Source organism: Variovorax sp. Soil_C_12, assembly GCF_057657375.1.
Genome location: NZ_JBDGIO010000012.1, coordinates 1 through 17,238, shown reverse-complemented (window position 1 = coordinate 17,238; position 17,238 = coordinate 1). Strand labels below are relative to the sequence as shown.

The 17,238-nt window shown below is 69.4% G+C and carries 16 protein-coding genes; 7 read left to right on the top strand and 9 right to left on the bottom strand.

Annotation, left to right across the window (positions count from 1 at the left end):
- Nucleotide 1: 1 nt before the first annotated feature.
- Nucleotides 2–2,365 carry a bifunctional salicylyl-CoA 5-hydroxylase/oxidoreductase gene (locus AC3A6X_RS26195; protein ID WP_487844923.1) on the bottom strand — a complete coding sequence of 788 codons (2,364 nt, stop codon included), beginning with the start codon at nt 2,363–2,365 and terminating at the stop codon, nt 2–4.
- Between the two features lie 124 nt (nt 2,366–2,489).
- Here AC3A6X_RS26195 and AC3A6X_RS26190 point away from each other — a divergent pair, with 124 nt between their 5' ends.
- Nucleotides 2,490–3,752 carry a class I SAM-dependent methyltransferase gene (locus AC3A6X_RS26190; protein WP_487844922.1) on the top strand — a complete coding sequence of 421 codons (1,263 nt, stop codon included), beginning with the start codon at nt 2,490–2,492 and terminating at the stop codon, nt 3,750–3,752.
- Nucleotides 3,753–3,765: 13 nt separating this feature from the next.
- Entirely contained in the window at nt 3,766–4,089 is a 324-nt protein-coding gene (locus tag AC3A6X_RS26185) for a DUF1840 domain-containing protein (protein ID WP_309966778.1), read from the top strand.
- Between the two features lie 28 nt (nt 4,090–4,117).
- Here AC3A6X_RS26185 and AC3A6X_RS26180 read toward each other — a convergent pair whose 3' ends face one another.
- Both AC3A6X_RS26180 and AC3A6X_RS26175 read right to left on the bottom strand, forming a co-directional pair.
- Entirely contained in the window at nt 4,118–5,134 is a 1,017-nt protein-coding gene (locus tag AC3A6X_RS26180) for a Bug family tripartite tricarboxylate transporter substrate binding protein (RefSeq protein ID WP_487844921.1), read from the bottom strand.
- A gap of 76 nt (nt 5,135–5,210) precedes the next feature.
- Nucleotides 5,211–6,149, bottom strand: a complete 939-nt coding sequence (locus AC3A6X_RS26175; protein ID WP_487844920.1) for a LysR family transcriptional regulator — start codon at nt 6,147–6,149, stop codon at nt 5,211–5,213.
- Nucleotides 6,150–6,258: 109 nt separating this feature from the next.
- On the opposite strand from AC3A6X_RS26175, the gene AC3A6X_RS26170 reads away from it, so the two are divergent.
- Nucleotides 6,259–7,020 carry an SDR family oxidoreductase gene (locus AC3A6X_RS26170; RefSeq protein ID WP_487844919.1) on the top strand — a complete coding sequence of 254 codons (762 nt, stop codon included), beginning with the start codon at nt 6,259–6,261 and terminating at the stop codon, nt 7,018–7,020.
- Between the two features lie 48 nt (nt 7,021–7,068).
- Here AC3A6X_RS26170 and AC3A6X_RS26165 read toward each other — a convergent pair whose 3' ends face one another.
- The 3 genes from AC3A6X_RS26165 to AC3A6X_RS26155 form a co-directional block, all read right to left on the bottom strand.
- Entirely contained in the window at nt 7,069–8,073 is a 1,005-nt protein-coding gene (locus tag AC3A6X_RS26165) for an alpha-ketoacid dehydrogenase subunit beta (RefSeq protein ID WP_487844918.1), read from the bottom strand.
- Entirely contained in the window at nt 8,064–9,083 is a 1,020-nt protein-coding gene (locus AC3A6X_RS26160; RefSeq protein WP_487844917.1) for a thiamine pyrophosphate-dependent dehydrogenase E1 component subunit alpha, read from the bottom strand. The genes AC3A6X_RS26165 and AC3A6X_RS26160 overlap by 10 nt, the downstream gene beginning before the upstream one ends.
- A gap of 98 nt (nt 9,084–9,181) precedes the next feature.
- On the bottom strand, nt 9,182–10,414 hold the full coding sequence (locus AC3A6X_RS26155) for a helix-turn-helix domain-containing protein (RefSeq protein WP_487844916.1): 1,233 nt from the start codon (nt 10,412–10,414) through the stop codon (nt 9,182–9,184).
- A gap of 140 nt (nt 10,415–10,554) precedes the next feature.
- On the opposite strand from AC3A6X_RS26155, the gene AC3A6X_RS26150 reads away from it, so the two are divergent.
- Complete coding sequence (locus AC3A6X_RS26150) at nt 10,555–12,660, top strand: PQQ-dependent dehydrogenase, methanol/ethanol family (protein WP_487844915.1); 2,106 nt, start codon at nt 10,555–10,557, stop codon at nt 12,658–12,660.
- Between the two features lie 151 nt (nt 12,661–12,811).
- Here AC3A6X_RS26150 and AC3A6X_RS26145 read toward each other — a convergent pair whose 3' ends face one another.
- The 3 genes from AC3A6X_RS26145 to AC3A6X_RS26135 form a co-directional block, all read right to left on the bottom strand.
- Nucleotides 12,812–13,099, bottom strand: a complete 288-nt coding sequence (locus tag AC3A6X_RS26145) for a type II toxin-antitoxin system TacA family antitoxin (protein ID WP_487844914.1) — start codon at nt 13,097–13,099, stop codon at nt 12,812–12,814.
- 80 nt (nt 13,100–13,179) lie between these two features.
- A complete protein-coding gene (locus AC3A6X_RS26140) occupies nt 13,180–13,782 on the bottom strand; it encodes a hypothetical protein (RefSeq protein WP_487844913.1) in 603 nt (200 codons plus the stop codon).
- A 1,279-nt stretch (nt 13,783–15,061) separates the two neighbouring features.
- Nucleotides 15,062–15,388 (bottom strand): hypothetical protein, encoded by a 327-nt coding sequence (locus AC3A6X_RS26135; RefSeq protein WP_487844912.1) that lies wholly within the window; start codon nt 15,386–15,388, stop codon nt 15,062–15,064.
- Between the two features lie 513 nt (nt 15,389–15,901).
- Between AC3A6X_RS26135 and AC3A6X_RS26130 the strand changes: the two genes are divergently transcribed.
- The 3 genes from AC3A6X_RS26130 to AC3A6X_RS26120 form a co-directional block, all read left to right on the top strand.
- Nucleotides 15,902–16,078, top strand: a complete 177-nt coding sequence (locus AC3A6X_RS26130; protein WP_487844911.1) for a hypothetical protein — start codon at nt 15,902–15,904, stop codon at nt 16,076–16,078.
- The gene (locus AC3A6X_RS26125) at nt 16,038–16,964 is read left to right on the top strand and encodes a DUF6502 family protein (RefSeq protein ID WP_487844910.1); all 927 of its coding nucleotides are present in this window, start codon (nt 16,038–16,040) and stop codon (nt 16,962–16,964) included. The genes AC3A6X_RS26130 and AC3A6X_RS26125 overlap by 41 nt, the downstream gene beginning before the upstream one ends.
- The coding region (locus AC3A6X_RS26120; RefSeq protein WP_487844909.1) for a hypothetical protein at nt 16,961–17,238 on the top strand (278 nt) is incomplete at its 3' end. The genes AC3A6X_RS26125 and AC3A6X_RS26120, both read left to right, overlap by 4 nt.

The window sequence follows — 17,238 nt, the reverse complement described above, 5'->3', positions numbered from 1 at the left end:
GCTATTGCTCCTCTTCGGAATTGCGCGGCGCGGCGCTCGCGGCCATGGCGGCGGCGAGCTGCTGCTGCTTGGCGATCTCGCGGTACATCTGGTCGCGGCCGCTCAGGTACTGCTTGGGCCAATCGATCTCGCGGGCCTGCAGCTTGGCAGTCTCGTGCAGGGTCCAGGCCGGGTCGGCCAGATGCGGGCGCGCGATCGCGCACAGGTCGGCGCGGCCCGCGGCGATGATGCTGTTGGCCTGGTCGGCGTCGGTGATGGCGCCCACCGCGATGGTCGAGATGCCCACCTCGTTGCGGATGCGGTCGGCAAAAGGCGTCTGGTACATGCGGCCGTACACCGGCTTGGCAGCGCGGGTGGTCTGGCCCGAGGAGACGTCGATGAAGTCGCAGCCGGCCTCCTTGAAGAGGCGCGCTACCACCACCGCATCGGCATCGGTGTTGCCGCCGGGCACCCAGTCGTGCGCCGAGATGCGCACGCTCATCGGCTTGTCCGCAGGCCACGCTGCGCGCATGGCACGGAACACCTCGAGCGGATAGCGGCAGCGGTTCTCGAGGCTGCCGCCGTACTCGTCGGTGCGCAGATTGGTCAGCGGGCTGATGAAGGACGCCAGCAGGTACCCGTGCGCGCAGTGGAGCTCGAGCCAGTCGAAGCCGGCCTCGGCCGCGCGCCGCGTCGAGGCCACGAACTGGTCGCGCATCGTCTCCATCTGTTCGTGCGTCATCGCGGCCGGCTGCTGGTTCTGCTCGCCGTAGGCCAGCGCGCTGGCGGCCAGCAGCGGCCAGTTGCCTTGCGGCAGCGGCTCGTCCATCTCTTCCCAGCCCAGCTGGGTCGAGCCCTTCGGTCCGCTGTGCCCCAGCTGCATGCCGATCTTGGCGGTGCTTTGCGTATGCACGAAGTCGACGATGCGCTTGAAGGCGGCCGACTGCGCATCGTTGTAGAGCCCGGTGCAGCCGGGGGTGATGCGGCCCTCGGGCGTGGGGCTGGTCATCTCCACGAAGACGATCGCTGCGCCGCCGAGCGCGCGTGCGCCGAGGTGCACGAGCAGGAAGTCCTGAGGCACACCGTCTACTGCGCTGTAGGTCGCCATCGGCGAGACCATGATGCGGTTCTTGAGCGTGAGCCCGCGCACCTTCAGCGGCATCAGCATCGGGGGGATCGCCTTGCCGCCCGACAGCCACTGCTCGTAGCCGCCCAGCCATTGCGTGTCGCGCAGGCGCAGGTTCTCGTGGCTGATGCGCTGCGAGCGCGTCAGCAGTGAGTAGGCGAACTGCTCGATCTCCATGCCCGTGTAGCGCTTGACGTTCTCGAACCACTCGGTCGAGTTGCGCGCCGCGTTCTGGATCTTCAGCACCTCGACGCTGCGCCGCGCCTCGTAGGCCTCGAGCACGGCATCGACATCGCCGCCGCCCGAGAACTCGTTGCACAGGTCGATCGCGTCCTCGAGCGCGAGCTTGGTGCCCGAGCCGATGGAGAAGTGCGCGGTATGCGCCGCATCGCCCATCAGCACCACCGGCACGCTCTTGCCGCCGACGTCGATTCGGTGCGTCCAGCGCTTGCAGATCACGCGCGGGAAGCGAATCCAGTTGGCCGAGCCGCGCAGGTGGGTGGCGTTGCTGATCAGCTCGTGGCCGCCCAGGTACTTCGCGAACATCTTCTCGCAGAAGGCGATCGCCTCGGGCTGTTCCATCTGGTCCAGCCCGTGCGCCTTCCAGACTTCTTCGGGCGTCTCGACGATGAAGGTCGAGGTCTTGTCGTCGAACTGGTAGGCATGGGCCTGGAACCAGCCATGCTCCGTCTCTTCGAAGGCGAAGGTGAAGGCGTCGAAAGTCTGGTGCGTGCCGAGCCAGACGAAGCGGCACTGGCGCAGGTCGACGTCGGGCTCGAAGACCTCGGCATAGCGCTGGCGGATACGGCTGTTGAGGCCGTCGCTGGCGATCACCAGGTCGGCGTTGTACCGGGCGGCCAGCGCTTGGTCGTCCGTCACGTCGGTCTCGAACACCAGCTTGACGCCGAGCGCCAGGCAGCGCTCCTGCAGGATGTTGAGCAGCCGCTTGCGCCCGATGCCGCAGAAGCCGTGGCCGCCCGAGCGCACCTGGCGGCCCTTGAAGAAGACCTGGATGTCGTCCCAATGGTGGAACTCGTTGCCGATCAGCGCCGCGGTCGGGGGGTCGGCGGCGCGGAGGTTGTCCAGCGTCTGGTCGCTCAGCACCACGCCCCAGCCGAAGGTGTCGAAGGGGCGGTTGCGCTCGACCACCGTGACCTCGAGGCCCGGCTGCCTGGCTTTCATCAGGAGCGCGAAGTAGAGGCCGGCCGGACCGCCGCCGATACACAGGATGCGCTGGAGGTTGGGTGCGAAGCTATTCATGGATCAATAGTTTAGACCTAAACAATTTGATGTCAACACCGAGAAGGGCTTTCCCTGAGGGTCGGTTGACGATTCTGTGCGTGCTGGCAAGAATGGCTCCATGCGGACTCTGATGCCAAGCTCCATGCCAAGCCTGATGCCGAAGATCGAATCGCAGCTCTCCGACTTGCCGGTTCCCGTGACCCTCCAGTTGCCGGACGGCCGGAAGGTCAGCCGGCCCGGATCGCGCATCACGCTGGCCTTCTCCGACTGGTCGGCCCTCGCCAAGCTCGGCGCGCGGCAGCTGGGCGCCATCGGGGAGGCCTACGTCGAGGGCAAGGTCCAGATCCAGGGCGCCATGCGCGACCTGGTCGACGTGACGGTAGGACTGCTCCCACGCAATCCGGCGGAAATCACGCACGGCTGGTGGAGCAGGCTGCAGCGGCAGGCCCGCTCGCGCGGTTCGCATTCGCTGGGCAAGGACGCGGAGCAGATCGAGTTCCATTACGACGTGTCCGACGACTTCTACGCGCTGTGGCTGGACCCGCGCCGCGTCTATTCATGCGCCTATTTCCGTGATGCCGGCATGACGCTGGCGCAGGCGCAGGAGGCCAAGCTCGACCACATCTGCCGCAAGCTCATGCTGCAGCCCGGCGATCGCTTCCTGGACATCGGCTCCGGCTGGGGCGCGCTGCTGCTGTGGGCGGCCGAGCATTACGGCGTCGACGCGACCGGCATCACGCTGTCGAAGAATCAGCACGCCTACGTGACGCGGCTGATTGAGGAGAAGGGCCTTGCCGGAAGGGTGCGCGTGGAGCGGCGCGACTACCGCCTGCTCGAGGAGGACAAGCCTTTCGACAAGATCGCTTCGGTGGGCATGTTCGAGCATGTGGGCAGCGCCAACATGGGCACCTACTTCCGCAAGATCCACGCCCTGCTCAGGCCCGGCGGCCTGGCCCTGAACCACGGCATCACCTCGGGCCAGCTCGGCTATACCCAGCTGGGCGCCGGCCTGGGCGACTTCATCGAGAAGTACATCTTCCCGGGCGGCGAGCTGCTGCACGTCACCCGGATCCTGCGCGAGACCTCCGCCGCCGGGCTCGAGATGGTCGACACCGAGAACCTGCGGCCGCACTACGCGCGCACGCTGTGGCACTGGTCCGACGCGCTCGAGGCCCGCTTCGACGAAGCGCGCGAGGTGCTCGTGCGCACCGGCGGCGCGGAGAAGGCCGAGCGCGTCCTGCGCGCCTATCGCCTGTATCTGGCGGGCTCGGCGATGAGCTTCGAGCAAGGCTGGATCGCGCTGCACCAGATGCTGTCCACCAAGCCGGACGGCAACGTGAAAGAACGGCCCCTGCGCGGCGCACAGTCGGTGTACCCTTTTGTTCGCGACTACATCTACAAGTAAGCGAGGCACCCCCATGCTGTACCGATTCAAATCCCGCGCCAGCCCTCCCTTCGTGATGCTCGAGACGCACGCGCGGCAGTTGTTCGACATCATCGGCAAGGCGCCGGCGCCCAAGGGCGTCATCACGGGCGAGCAGATGCCGGCGGCCATCTCCGCGCTCGAGTCCGCCATTGCGCGCGAGGGGCGCAACACCCACAACCACGACGACTATGCCGTCGAGGGCCACGACAACGAGGCCGAGAAGCAGCACGTCGGGCTGCACCAGCGTGCCGTGCCCTTGCTGCATATGCTCAAGGAGTCACTGGCGGACGGCAAGGACGTCACCTGGGAGGTTTAGCTCGCCGCAAGGCGAGCCAGCCTCGGGCTTAGTCCACCTTGGCGCCCGAGGCCTTCACCACCTTCGCCCACTTGGTGTGTTCGCTGTCGATCAGCTTGGCGAACGCGGCCGGCGTATTGCCGCTCGGGATCGCCCCCTGGGCCTCCAACTTCTCCTTGATCGCTGGCGTGCCCAGCGACTTGGCCACTTCCTGCTGGATGCGGTTGACGATCTCGGGCGACGTGCCGGCGGGCGCCAGCAGGCCGAACCACGAGCTCGCCTCATAGCCCTTGAGCGAGGGGCCGCCGGCCTCCTCGACCGTCGGCACGTCGGGCAGGGCGGGCGAGCGCTGCGAGCTGGTCACGGCCAGGGCCTTGAGCTTGCCGCCCTTGATCTGCTGCATCGACGAAGGCAGGTTGTCGAACATCACGTCTGAATTGCCGCCCACAAGGTCGAGCAGCGCCGGGCCCGAGCCGCGGTAGGGGATGTGGGTCATGAAGCTGCCCGTCATCGTCTTGAAGAGCTCGCCGGCCAGGTGGATCGAGGTGCCGCTGCCGCTCGAGGCCATGTTGAGCTTGCCCGGGTTGGCCTTGGCGTACTTGATGAAGTCCGCCACGTTGTTGATGTTGAGCGCCTTCGCCTTGTCGGCGTTCATTTCCATCACGTTCGGCACCGCGGCCACCAGCGTGATCGGCGCGAAGTCCTTGATCGGGTCGTAGGGCAGCTTGGGGTAGAGCGCGCGGTTGATGCCGTGCGTGCCCACGGTACCCATCAGCAGCGTGTAGCCGTCGTTGGGAGCCTTGGCGACGATCTCGGCGCCCACGTTGCCGCCGGCGCCCGCGCGGTTGTCGACAATGAACTGCTGGCCGAAGGCCTTCGAGAGCTCCGGCGCCACGGCGCGCGCCAGGATGTCGGTGGTGCCGCCCGCCGCGAAGGGCACGACGATGCGCACCGGCTTGTTCGGCCAGGCGCCCTGCGCGCCGGCGGTGCCTGCGGCCAGCAGCAGCGTGGCAGCGGCAGCCGCCGCGAGCGCGCTGCGGCGGGAAACGAAAGAAGAAAGTCTCATGTTGTGATCCTCTGAATGCATGGCGCCGTGTTGTACATGCCGCGGATGACATCCACCGCAGGGAATAACCCCGTGTTCATGCAGGCGCGACGCAGGCGCCCTGCATGCGTTCGGCGAAGCCCTGCTCGCGGAAGCGTTCCACCACGAAGTCGACGAACGCGCGCGTCTTCGCCGGCAGCAGCTTGCGGCTCGGATAGTAGATGGAGATCGGCCCCGCATCGGCCCACCAGCCCGGCAGCACGCGCCGCAGCGCACCGTTCTGCAGCCAGGACAGCGCGAAGGGCATGGGCAGCAGGGCGATGCCCAGGCCCATCGTGGCGGCGCGGCACATCGCCTCGGGGTCGTCGAAGACGAGGCGGGGCTTCGCCTCCACGGCCACCTCCTCCCCGGATTCGTTGCGCAGGCTCCAGGCACCCACGCGCCCGGTGGCGGAGGAGCGCCGCAGGATGCCGTCGAAGCCCGCCAGGTCCGCCGGATGCCCGGGTACCGGCCGCCCGGCCAGGTACTGCGGCGCGGCCACCGCCACCACCCGGATGCGTCCCAGTTCGCGCGCCACCACGCCGGGCGTGAGCGGAATGCCGCCGCCGATCGCGGCATCGAAGCCCTGGCCGATCAAGTCCACCGGACGGTTGTCGAAATGCCAGTCCGGCAGCACCGCCGGATAGCGCGCGAGGAACTCGCCCAGAAGCGGCACCAGGTACTCGCGCCCGAAGGCCTGGCCCATGCTCACCTTGAGCGTGCCGGCCGCCTGGCCGTCGGTCCCGGCCGCACCCGCCATGGCGTCGGCCAGCGTGCCGAGCGCGCCGGAGATCTGCCCCAGCAGCCGCTCCCCGCCCTCGGTCAGCGCGAGCTTGCGCGTGCTGCGCTGAAACAGGCGCAGGCCCAGGCTCTTTTCCAGGCGCGCGACGTTCTTGCTCACTGCCGCCGGCGTCAGGCCCAACTGCCGCGCGGCGGCGGAGAAGCTGCCGGTCTCGGCGCTGCGGACGAAGGACTCGAGATGGCTCAGGGGCTGCATGGGCGGATTCTCAACCCAAAGTTGAAATTGATAGGGCTTGTGGACGGCTACCGAAAGCGCAATCGAATCGCGACACTGAAGCCATCGCAACACACTTCGGAAGCCAACCATGACCCAAGCCACTTCTCCCAAGCCCGTCCTCGGCGGCAAGGCCGCCTTCGTCACCGGCGGTTCGCGCGGCATCGGCGCCGCCATCGTGCGGCGCCTTGCCCAGGACGGCGCCGCCGTCGCCTTCAGCTACGCCAGCAACGATGCCGCGGCCAAGGACCTGGCCGCAAGCATCGAAGCCGCGGGCGGGCGCGCGCTCGCGCTGCGCGTCGACAGTGCCGATGCGAATGCACTGCGCGCCGCTGTCGACCAGGCTGCGCAGGCCTTCGGCCGGCTCGACATCCTGGTCAACAACGCAGGCGTTCTCAAGCTCGGTGCCGCCGACGAGATCTCGCTGGAAGACTTCGATCTCACGCTGAACGTCAACGTGCGTGCCGTCTTCGTCGCCATCCAGGCGGCGCTGCGCCACCTGGGCGAGGGCGGCCGCATTATCAACATCGGCAGCACCAACGCCGAGCGCATGCCCTTTGCGGGCGGCGGTGTCTATGCCATGAGCAAGTCCGCGCTCACCGGCCTCGTGCAAGGCTTCGCGCGCGACCTCGGACCGCGCGGGATCACGATCAACAACGTGCAGCCCGGCCCCGTCGACACCGACATGAACCCGGCCGACGGCCCGATGGCTTCCACGATGCATGGGTTCATGGCCATTCCCAGACACGGCCGCGGCGCCGAGATCGCCGGCATGGTGGCCTACCTCGCGGGGCCGGAGGCCGGCTTCGTGACGGGCGCGAGTCTCAACATCGACGGCGGCTTCGCGGCTTAGGCAAGGAGCGCTGCCGGTCGTTGAATGGCGCATTGGGCGACATAGCGCTCATCGACAAAGCGCCCGGGCCGCCTCGGCAATCCGCTCGACGCCCACGCGCGACTGCGCTTCGAGCACCGGCGCGTAGCCCACCGGAATGCGCGGCGCGCCGAGGCGGGCGATGCGGCAGCCGGTGGCCTCGGCCGCGGTGGCCGCGATCTCGCCGCCGAAGCCGGCCGCTTGCACCGCCTCATGCACCACCAGCAGCCGCCGCGTGCGCGCGCAGGAGTCCAGCACCATGGCGCGATCCCACGGCCACAGGGTGCGCAGGTCGATCAGATCGACCGCGATGCCTTCGGCTGCGAGCGCGTCGCAGGCGGCCTTGCAGGCCTGCAGCTGGCGGCTCCAGCTGACCATCGTCAGAGCATCGCCCCGGCGCAAGCGCGCGGCCTTGCCGAGCGGAACGGCGAGCGACTCGTCCACCGCGCCGCGCAACGCCCACAGGTTCTTGTGCTCGATGTAGACCACCGGGTCTCCGCACTGCAGCGCCGAGCGCAGCAGCGAATGGTTGTCCTGCGGCGTCGAGGGACACGCCACCACCACGCCCGGCAGATGCGCGAACCAGGCTTCCAGCGACTGCGAATGTTGCGCCGCGGACGCATCCCAGATGCCGCCCGGCATGCGCGCCACCAGCGGCACCCGGCCCTGGCCGCCGAACATGAAGCGGTTCTTCGCGGCTTGGTTCACCAGCTCGTCCATGCCGCACAACGCGAAGTCCACCACGCGCATCTCGACCACCGGGCGAAGGCCTGCCAGCGCCATGCCCACGCCGGCGCCCATGATCGCGGCCTCCGAGATCGGTGTGTCGATCACGCGCTCCGCGCCGAAGCGCTGCTGCAGGCCCTTGTACTGGCCGAAGATGCCGCCGCGGCCCACGTCCTCGCCGAGCACCACCACGCGGGCGTCGGCTTCCATCTCGCGCTGCACGGCCAGCGCCGCGGCCTCGGCGTAGCTGAGCTCCTTCACCGTGCCTGCGGCCGCGCGGCCGGGTGCCATGTCGCTGCTCATGTCCATTGGCCGGCTCCGGTGCTCTGCACGTCGGTGAAGGCGGCCGCGGCCTTGGGCCAGGGCGCGGCCTCGGCCGCGGCGAGGGCCGCCTCGACTTCCGCCAGCGCCTCGCGCTCGATCGCATCGAGCAGGGCGGCTTCCGTGCCCTCGGCCAGCAGGCGCGCACGTGCGCGCGCGAGTGGGTCGGTCTCGAGCGCGGCGGCCAGCTCAGCCGGATCGCGGTAGCCCGCCGGGTCGACCGACACGTGGCCCTTCACGCGGTAGGTGAGGGCGTGCAGCAGCCGCGGCCCGCGACCGGCGCGCACCTCGGCCACCAGCGTGCCCGCGGCGGCATGCACCGCGAAGACATCGTTGCCGTCCACCCGTGTCGCGGGGATGTCCAGCGCCTCGGCGCGGGCCGAGGCGCCGTCGCCGGCCGTCATCGGCCCGCTGGCCGTGGTTGCGCTCCACTGGTTGTCCTCGCAGACGAAGAGCACCGGCAGGCCATAGACGCGCGCCCAGTTCAGCGATTCCAGAAAGGGACCGCGGTTGATCGCGCCGTCGCCGAAGAAGCACACGGTGATCGCGTCCTTCCCCTGGAGCTTCTGCGCATGCGCCGCCCCCACCGCGATCGGCAGCCCGGCCGCGACCACGCCGTTGGCGCCCAGCATCCCGACCGAGAAGTCGGCGATGTGCATCGAGCCGCCCTTGCCGCCGTTGAAGCCGCTGGCCTTGCCGAAGAGCTCGCACATCATGCGAGCCAGGTCGGCGCCCTTGGCCAGCGTGTGGCCGTGGCCGCGGTGCGTGGAAGTCAGGTAGTCGGTATTCGCCAGGTGGGCGCAGACGCCCGCGGCCACCGCCTCCTGGCCGGTGGACAGGTGCAGCGGGCCGCGCACCCGGGCAGCGCCCGCCGCTTCCTGCCCGTAGGCGCTCACGCCGCCCTGGCTGGCCGCCTCGGCGGCGTTCTCGAAGGCGCGGATGCGCTGCATCGTTCGGTAGAGCGCCAGGCGCTCGGGCTCGGAAATCTGGGGGTTCATCTCGACTCCAGCGCAGGGCAGGGCTGCGCCTGGCGGGCCATCGTATCGAGCGTGACCAACAGGGCTGAGCGGGCTAACCCGGGCGCGCGCCGTGAGCCTCAGTCGCCCTTTCCTTCCTGTTCCCAGCTGCGCAGCCGCCGATAGAGCGTGCCGCGCGACACCCGCAGCTGGCGCGCCGCGTGCGAGATGTTGCCGCCGTACGCGGCCAGCGTGTCCTCGATCAGCTTGCGGCTGTGGCTGCGCAGCGTGCCGTCGCCGCCGGAGGGCGCTTCAGGGGCAGCGGGCGGCTGGGCGGTCTCGATGGCGGGCGGCCTCGCGTCCGCGATCCCCGCCATGCCGACCGCGTGCCTGAAGTCCACCCCGTTGCGCGCCTGCAGCCGCGCCTGCAGCCACACGCCCAGCCCGCTCGCCAGCCGCACCGGCTGCGCCGCCTCCCGCCGGCCCAGGCGCAGCAGCGTGGCGAGGTCCAGCCCGAACAGGCGCTCCACGTCGCGCGGGCCCGATGGGGGCAGCCGTCCGACGAGCCGCGCCGCGGCCGTGTTGAGCCAGGCCACGCTCCCGTCCGGCGCCACGCCGGCCAGCGCCTCCAGCGGCGTGCCCAGCAGCGCCGGGCTGGCCTGAAAGCGCAGCACCAGCCGGTCGGCCGATTGCGCCAGCAGCAGCCGGTTCTCGATGGTGGTGGCGTAGAGCGCGACCATCGAGGCCGCATCGAAGCCGAAGGGCCGCGACTCCACCGTGACGTCGAGCACCGCGGCCAGCCGGCCGTGCACGTCGCGAATGGGCGCCGCCGCGCATTGCATCTCGCGCAGGTAGTCGAAGTAGTGCTCGGCACCGTCGACCGTGCAGGCCAGGCCGGTGCATGTGACGATGCCTGGCGCCGTGGTGCCGACCACGCTCTCGGCGATGTTGACGCCCAGGCGGGCGGTCTTGTGCAGGATCGGCTGCAGCGCCGCCGACGGGTCGTGCGTGACGTGCACGATCACGCCCTGCGCATCGGTCAGCAGCACGCGCGAGCCGGTGCCGGCGAGCGAGCTCTCCATGCTCGCCAGCTCGGCGCGCGCCGCGTCGAGCAGTTCGCGGTTGCGGTTCAGCGTGGCATGCAGGCGGCTGGGCGTGACGGCGTCGAAAGCGACGAGGCGCCGCCGGTCGGCGTGCGCGCGGGTGCAGCGCATCCACGACTGGATCACCGCCTCGCCGACCAGCCCCGAGGGGCGCACCCCTTCCTCGAAGAACTGCTGCCGCGCGAGCGCCACGCGCTCGGCGCGCGTGCTCGAGAACAGCTGTCGCGGCGCGCCTGGGGCGCTGCGGCTCGGGGACTGGGGCATGGCCATCTTCTCCTCGTGTGGGCGCCTCGGGAAGCGCACCGAATTTGTTCCGCAATGGAACAGTCGCGCGCTAGGGAAATCCCGAGGGTGAACAAAGTGCCTGCGCGAACGATCCTTCGCCTGATAACGACACTGGAGACGACACGATGAACAAGCTCCACACCGCGCTGGCGCTCGGCGCGCTGCTGTGCCTGGCTGCCATGCCCGCCGCGGCCCAGGGCAAGGGCTCGCCCGATCACATCAAGGCAGCCACCGGCCGCGTCGACGGCGCCTTCATCCGCGGCAACGCCGCGAAAACGCCCGACTGGCCCAGCTACGGCCTCGACTACGCCGAGACCCGCTTCAGCAAGCTCGACCAGATCAACGCCGGCAACGTCAAGGACCTCGGCCTCGCCTGGTCCTACAACCTCGAGTCCACGCGCGGCGTGGAGGCCACCCCGCTGGTGGTGGACGGCATCATGTACGTCACTGCTTCGTGGAGCGTGGTGCATGCCGTCGACGTGCGCACCGGCAAGAAGATCTGGAGCTTCGATCCCAAGGTCGACAAGTCCAAGGGCTTCAAGGGCTGCTGCGACGTGGTCAACCGCGGGGTCGCGCTCTACCAGGGCAAGGTCTTCGTCGGGGCCTACGACGGGCGCCTGATCGCGCTCGACGCCGCCACCGGACAGACGGTCTGGGAGAAGGACACCATCGCCGACCATTCGAAGTCCTACACCATCACCGGCGCACCGCGCGTCTTCAAGGGCAAGGTCATCATCGGCAACGGCGGCGCCGAGTACGGCGTGCGCGGCTACGTCACCGCCTACGACGCCGCGACCGGCGAGCAGAAGTGGCGCTGGTTCACCGTGCCCGGCGATCCGTCCAAGCCCTTCGAGGACGCTTCGATGGCCAAGGCCGCCAAGACCTGGGACCCGAGCGGCAAGTATTGGGAAGCGGGTGGCGGCGGCACCGCCTGGGACACGCTGGCCTTCGACCCCGAGCTCAACCTCATGTACGTGGGCACCGGCAACGGCTCGCCGTGGGCGCGCAGCAAGCGCAGTCCGAAGGGCGGCGACAACCTCTACCTGGCCTCGATCGTCGCGCTCGACCCGGACACCGGCAAGTACGTCTGGCACTACCAGGAGACCCCGGGCGACAACTGGGACTACACCTCGACCCAGCCGATGATCCTGGCCGACCTCAAGATCGGCGGCAAGCCGCGCAAGGTGATCCTGCATGCGCCGAAGAACGGCTTCTTCTTCGTCATCGACCGCACCAACGGCAAGTTCATCTCGGCGAAGAACTTCGTCGACGTCAACTGGGCCACCGGCTACGACAAGAATGGCCGCCCCATCGAGGTCGCCGCTGCACGCCAGAACGAGAAGCCCGGCGACAGCGTTCCCGGCCCCTTCGGCGCGCACAACTGGCACTCGATGTCCTTCAATCCGCAGACCGGGCTGGCCTACCTGCCGGCGCAGAACATCCCCCTGAGCCTGATGGACGACAAGGCCTGGAAGTTCAACGAGAACATGCCGGCCCGTCCCCATGCCGCGCTGGGCTGGAACACCGCCATGTTCATCAACGCCGAGCCGCCCAAGAGCAAGCCCTTCGGCCGCCTGATCGCTTGGGACCCGGTGGCGCAGAAGCAGGCCTGGGCCGTCGAGCACGTGTCGCCCTGGAACGGCGGCACGCTGACGACGGCCGGCAACCTGGTGTTCCAGGGCACGGCCGACGGCCGCCTGGTCGCCTACAACGCCAAAACCGGCGAGAAGCTCTGGGAGACCGCCACCGGCACCGGCGTGGTCGCCGCTCCTTCCACCTACATGGTGGACGGCAAGCAGTACGTCTCGATCGCGGTGGGCTGGGGCGGCGTCTATGGCCTGGCCATGCGCGCCACCGAGCGGCAGGGCCCGGGCACGGTCTACACCTTCGTGGTCGGCGGCAATGCGCCGAAGCCGGAGTTCGTGCAGTACCGCATGGACAAGCTGCTGCAGGGCGTGAAGTACGACCCGGCCAAGGTGCCCGACGGCACGCTGCTCTACGTGAGCAACTGCGTCTTCTGCCACGGCGTGCCGGGCGTGGACCGGGGCGGCAACATCCCGAACCTGGGCTACATGAATGCGAGCTACATCGAGAACCTCGACAAGTTCATCTTCAAGGGCCAGGCCATGGAGCGCGGCATGCCCGACTTCACCGGCAAGCTGAGCGCCGAGGACGTGGAGAAGATCAAGGCCTTCATCCAGGGGACGGCCGATGCGATCCGGCCGAAGTAGGCGACGACGACGGCGGTTCCATGCGCAACGAGATCGTGCTGAGCAATGGGTGCAAAGAGATCCATTCTGCAGGCCCGGCGTCTATTCGATGGGGCCAAGTGGCGCGTCGACCGCGGGACGCCGCGTTCTTCGGGGACGCGCAACAATAGGCTCAGGCCGTCGGCCAGGGCGCCGTTGCTTGCATGGTGCGCCGCAGTCGCTCACTCGGCTGGGCAGTGCGGTCGAGCCGTTTCAAGAACTTCACGCAGGCTTCCGGACTGACAACCATCGGCGCGCGATCCAGCAGTGCTTCTTCGGCGGCGCGCCGCGCTGCTTCCAGGATGAAGTCCGTGCGCGTTTTGCCTGCCGACTCCGCCGCACGGTCGAGGAGATCGCGCTCTACCGCTGTCATTCGCATGTGCGGCGTTTCTCTGCGCGGTTGGGTGATGGCTGTCGTCATGGCCGCTGTCCTTCGTGCTGATGCATTGGCATAGGCTAACGACAATGCCATTACAAGCAGGGCATTGGTGAGAAGGCTTCTCACCCATTGAGGCCGATCGCATCACATCGGCCATGCGCGCCGAGGAAGAGAGCGCGGGTCGGCAGGTTGATTCCTGGATTACCTGCCGGGCCCGCCGCCGCCGCCACCACCGCCGGGGCCTCCGCCACCGCCGCCAGGCCCGCCGCCGCCGCCGCCTCCACCGGGTCCTCCGCCACCCGGCCCGCCTCCACCACCGCCGCCACCAGGTCCGCCGCCGCCGGGGCCCCCGCCGCCAGCGCCGCCACCGCCAGCGCCACCACCGGCACCACCGCCGCCAGCACCAGCACCACCGCCGCCAGCACCAGCGCCACCGCCGCCAGCACCAGCGCCAGCGCCACCGCCACCGCCGGCACCGCCGCCAGCGCCACCACCGCCAGCGCCACCGCCGCCAGCGCCACCGCCGCCAGCACCACCACCGCCAGCACCACCACCGCCAGCACCACCACCGGCGCCACCGCCAGCACCGCCGCCAGCACCGGCACCGGCACCGGCACCGCCGCCAGCACCGGCACCGGCACCGGCACCGCCGCCAGCACCAGCACTACCACCGGCGCCGCCGTCGCCACCCGCGGAAGCCCCACCCCCACCGGCGGCGAAGACAAATCGGTCGTTGTAGCCGGGGCTCGACCCCTTGGAATTCCCACTGCCCGCAGTGCCGGAAGCCGTCCGGGATGACTGCGCCGCCGACCCGGCCGGCCGGGCGTTCATGCAGGCAGCTTCCCCGAACGGGTTGTAGCGGCCGCATTGGCTGGGAGACGGGCCTCGGGGCAGGGCAGCCTGAATCTGCGGAGCCGGGACCGGCCGGAGCCGAGCCTCGACAGTCACCGGCCGCGGCGGGGCAATAGGCTGTTGAACCGACGGCTGCTGAACCGACGCCGAAACCGCGCTGCCGCTCGTGTCATCCTGAACCTTGGGCTCGGCAGTCCTCACCGGCTCGGCGGGCTTCGCGGGCTCGGCGGCCCGGGCAGGCTCGACCGGCCTGCGGAACTCAGTCGCCCTCGCAGGCGCGGGAGCCCTGGCTGTCTCGACGGGCGCCGGCCTCGGCAACGGTGCTGGCATCGCTTCAGGCGGCGCCGCTTCCGGCTCGGCAATTGGCGCAGCCGCTGCAGTCTCGACCGGGGACGACGAAGGAGCAGGAGCGGGGTCTTCCGGCAGACGCGGCGCAGGCATTGCCGGCTCGGCAACGCGTGCCTCCGATGCCTGCGGCGGCTCGGGCTCGCGTCTCGCTTCGGTCACCGGCGCGGCAGGCTGAGGTGGCGTCGTCGCTGCCGCCCGGCTCTCCGGCTCGGGCGAGGACGGCTGCCACACGCTCGGCGCCGGAAGGGACGGCGGCGGGCCTTGCATCGCCGAGCGGCCGAGATACCAGAGCACGAAGGCGCCATGCGACACCGCCAGCACCAGCAGCAACCACACGATGGACGCATCGACGCCCGGGGGCACAGGGATGCCCAGCACGCGCCGAGCCGTCCTGCTCCCGCGCTGCTTGCGCACCGGAGGCCACTCGTCCAGTGCCGGCTGCGGCGCCGGCCGCCCGCGCAGCTCGCTGTTCGCCGTCCCCGCGGGCTCCACGAGGTCGGGCGGCAACAGCTTGCGCGCGCAATGCCGGCAGTATTGGGCGGTATCCCTGTTGAGCGTCTGACACGCATCGCAGACGCGCGTCAACTGGTGCGGCGGAATCGCCGGCCCGGGCGGCTGCCAGTCCGTCCAGTTGGGCTGCGCTGGTGACGTCCGCGACATCGGCGGGGCATCCGGCGGCAAGGGCTCGTTGGCGGCGAGGTCGGCGCGATCGAAAGCCGGCGAGCGCATCGCTGTCTCGCGCATGCCGGTGATCGGTCGGATGGCTTTATCTCGCATGGCAGCGGGCCGCTGGTGTTGGCGCTGCTACCAGCCGATGCCGAACGCCGTCGCGCCCGCCAGCGAATTGATGACGAGCCAGAAGGCCGCCAGATCCCATGTCCAACCCCGCCTGTGCGCGGCGCGCAACCCGCCGGGCGGCACCGTCATCTCGCTCGCGGGCTGTTCGCGATAGAACGCCGGCAGCTTGTGCGAGCAGCCCTTGCAGAATCGCGCGGAGCCGAGGTTGATGGTGCTGCACGCTTCGCAGACCTCCACCGAGACCGCGCCCGTTCGCACCATCGCCAGATCGATCAGGCTGCCGAAGGCGACGTCCGAAGGGCCCGGCGGGCGGGCGAGGGCGGTCGAGGTCATGGCTGCTCTCCTCGCGAAGGAAGGTTGGGGGACGGCCACCGCAGCCGGCGCTCGAGCCGTTGCTCCGCGATCGCCAGTCTTGCGAAGTTCAGAAGCTGCTCGTCCGTGGGGCCTGGCCCGGACCCCTCGAGGTATCTCCCGAAGGCCTCGGCGATGCGCGCCTGCACGGCCTTCCTCGCGTCCATCGCGGCGATCCAGGCGCTGCGCGCCATCTTTTCGCGGGGCTCCATCGAAATCCGCGCCGAGGCCCTGAAGTAGCGCGGGGCGCCGTTCGAGCGATGGCCGCGCGGGGCGGCCGAGCTCATCTTGTGTGTGACAGGCTTTGACATTTTTTCCTCGAAGCATCGGCCGTTTGGCATGTGAAAACTTCACATCGATAATGCGCTTGTCTTATAGTCAGCTCGAGTTTTTTGTAAGACGGTTACGCATGTCACTGTCCACGTGGTAACTGGGCGTCAATGCCTGTCATCTTCTGCATTGGGGAACATCGTGTCGCATAGGACCTTGCGGGCCTTGTTCGAGATCAGGCTGCGCTGGTCCGACGAGATCTTTCAGGAGGAAGCTGCCCCGAGCGGCAGCCTGTGGCTTCCCGACATTCCCCGCAACCGACACCATCTCAACGAGGCCATGGCCTTGGGCAACCGGCTTTATGGCGACAAGACGCACTGGATCGAGCAGCGCCAGGCCTGACGAAGGCGGCGGCGCCGCGCACGTCGAGCCTGCGGGCGCGGGAGGCGAGGGCCCCACGGGCTGGGCGCTCCAGGCCTGCGCACGCGTCATGCGCCCCATGATCCGCCTCGCGGTGGCGCTGGGCCTCAAGCACGCAAACCTCGAACTGATGCTGCGCGAACTCCTCATCGACGAGGCGCGCCGGGCATGGCTGGCCAAAGGCGTCGAGCCGAACCTCAGCCAGATTTCGGTGACCACCGGGTTGAACCGAAAGGCCGTGACGGCCAAGGTGCGGGAGTCAGAAGAACCCCTGCCGCACACCGAGATGTCGGCCGCGGCCAAGACGCTCACCCTCTGGCTCCAACTGTCCACCGACGACCCTGCCTTGCTGACTTTGCCGATCGCGGCAGAGGGCGAGGCGGCCTCCTTCGAGACCGTGGCCCGGCATGCCAGCCGCGGGAACGTGCATCACCGCACCATCCTCGATGAGCTGGTGCGCCTGAACATGGCGACCGAGCGGGCAGGCCGCGTCGAGCTGAACGCCGCCGGATTCGTGCCGGCGACGGACCTGAAGGGCATGCTCGCCTTCCTCGGCGACAACGCGCGCGACCATCTGCTGGCCGGCGTGGCCAACACCCTGGGCGCGTCTGCGCCCTTGCTCGAGCGCTCGGTGTTCGCCACCGGCATCTCGGTCGAGGACTGCGAGCGGATCCACCAGCTGGCGCGGCAGCGCTGGAGCGCGCTGCACCATGAACTGACGCGTGAGATGACCCGTGCCTTCGAGGCGGCGGATAGCACGGCCTCGGGTCGCATCCGGGTCGGCATTTACACCTACTACGAAGACGCCGCGGAAGTGGCAAAAGCTTCCATGGCGACCCCCTCGAAAAAATCGGACAGAAAAGCATGAAGTACGCATTCCTGCGCGCCGGCCTGCTGGCGCTGTCGACCGCGTTGCTGCTCTCGTGCGGCGGCGGTGGCGGTGGCGGCGGCGGGGGTGTTGCCGTCGGGGGCGCCGGCATCGTGGGGTCGGGCACGGGATTGAGCTCGGGCGACGGGAGCAATCCGGCCGGCGGTGGGGGAGATGGCCAGGGTGGCGGTACGTCCGGCTCGGACGGGACGGCCTCCGCCCCCGGCGGAACCGGTACGGGCTCGGGCGGCACCGGGACCTCGACCGCATCGGG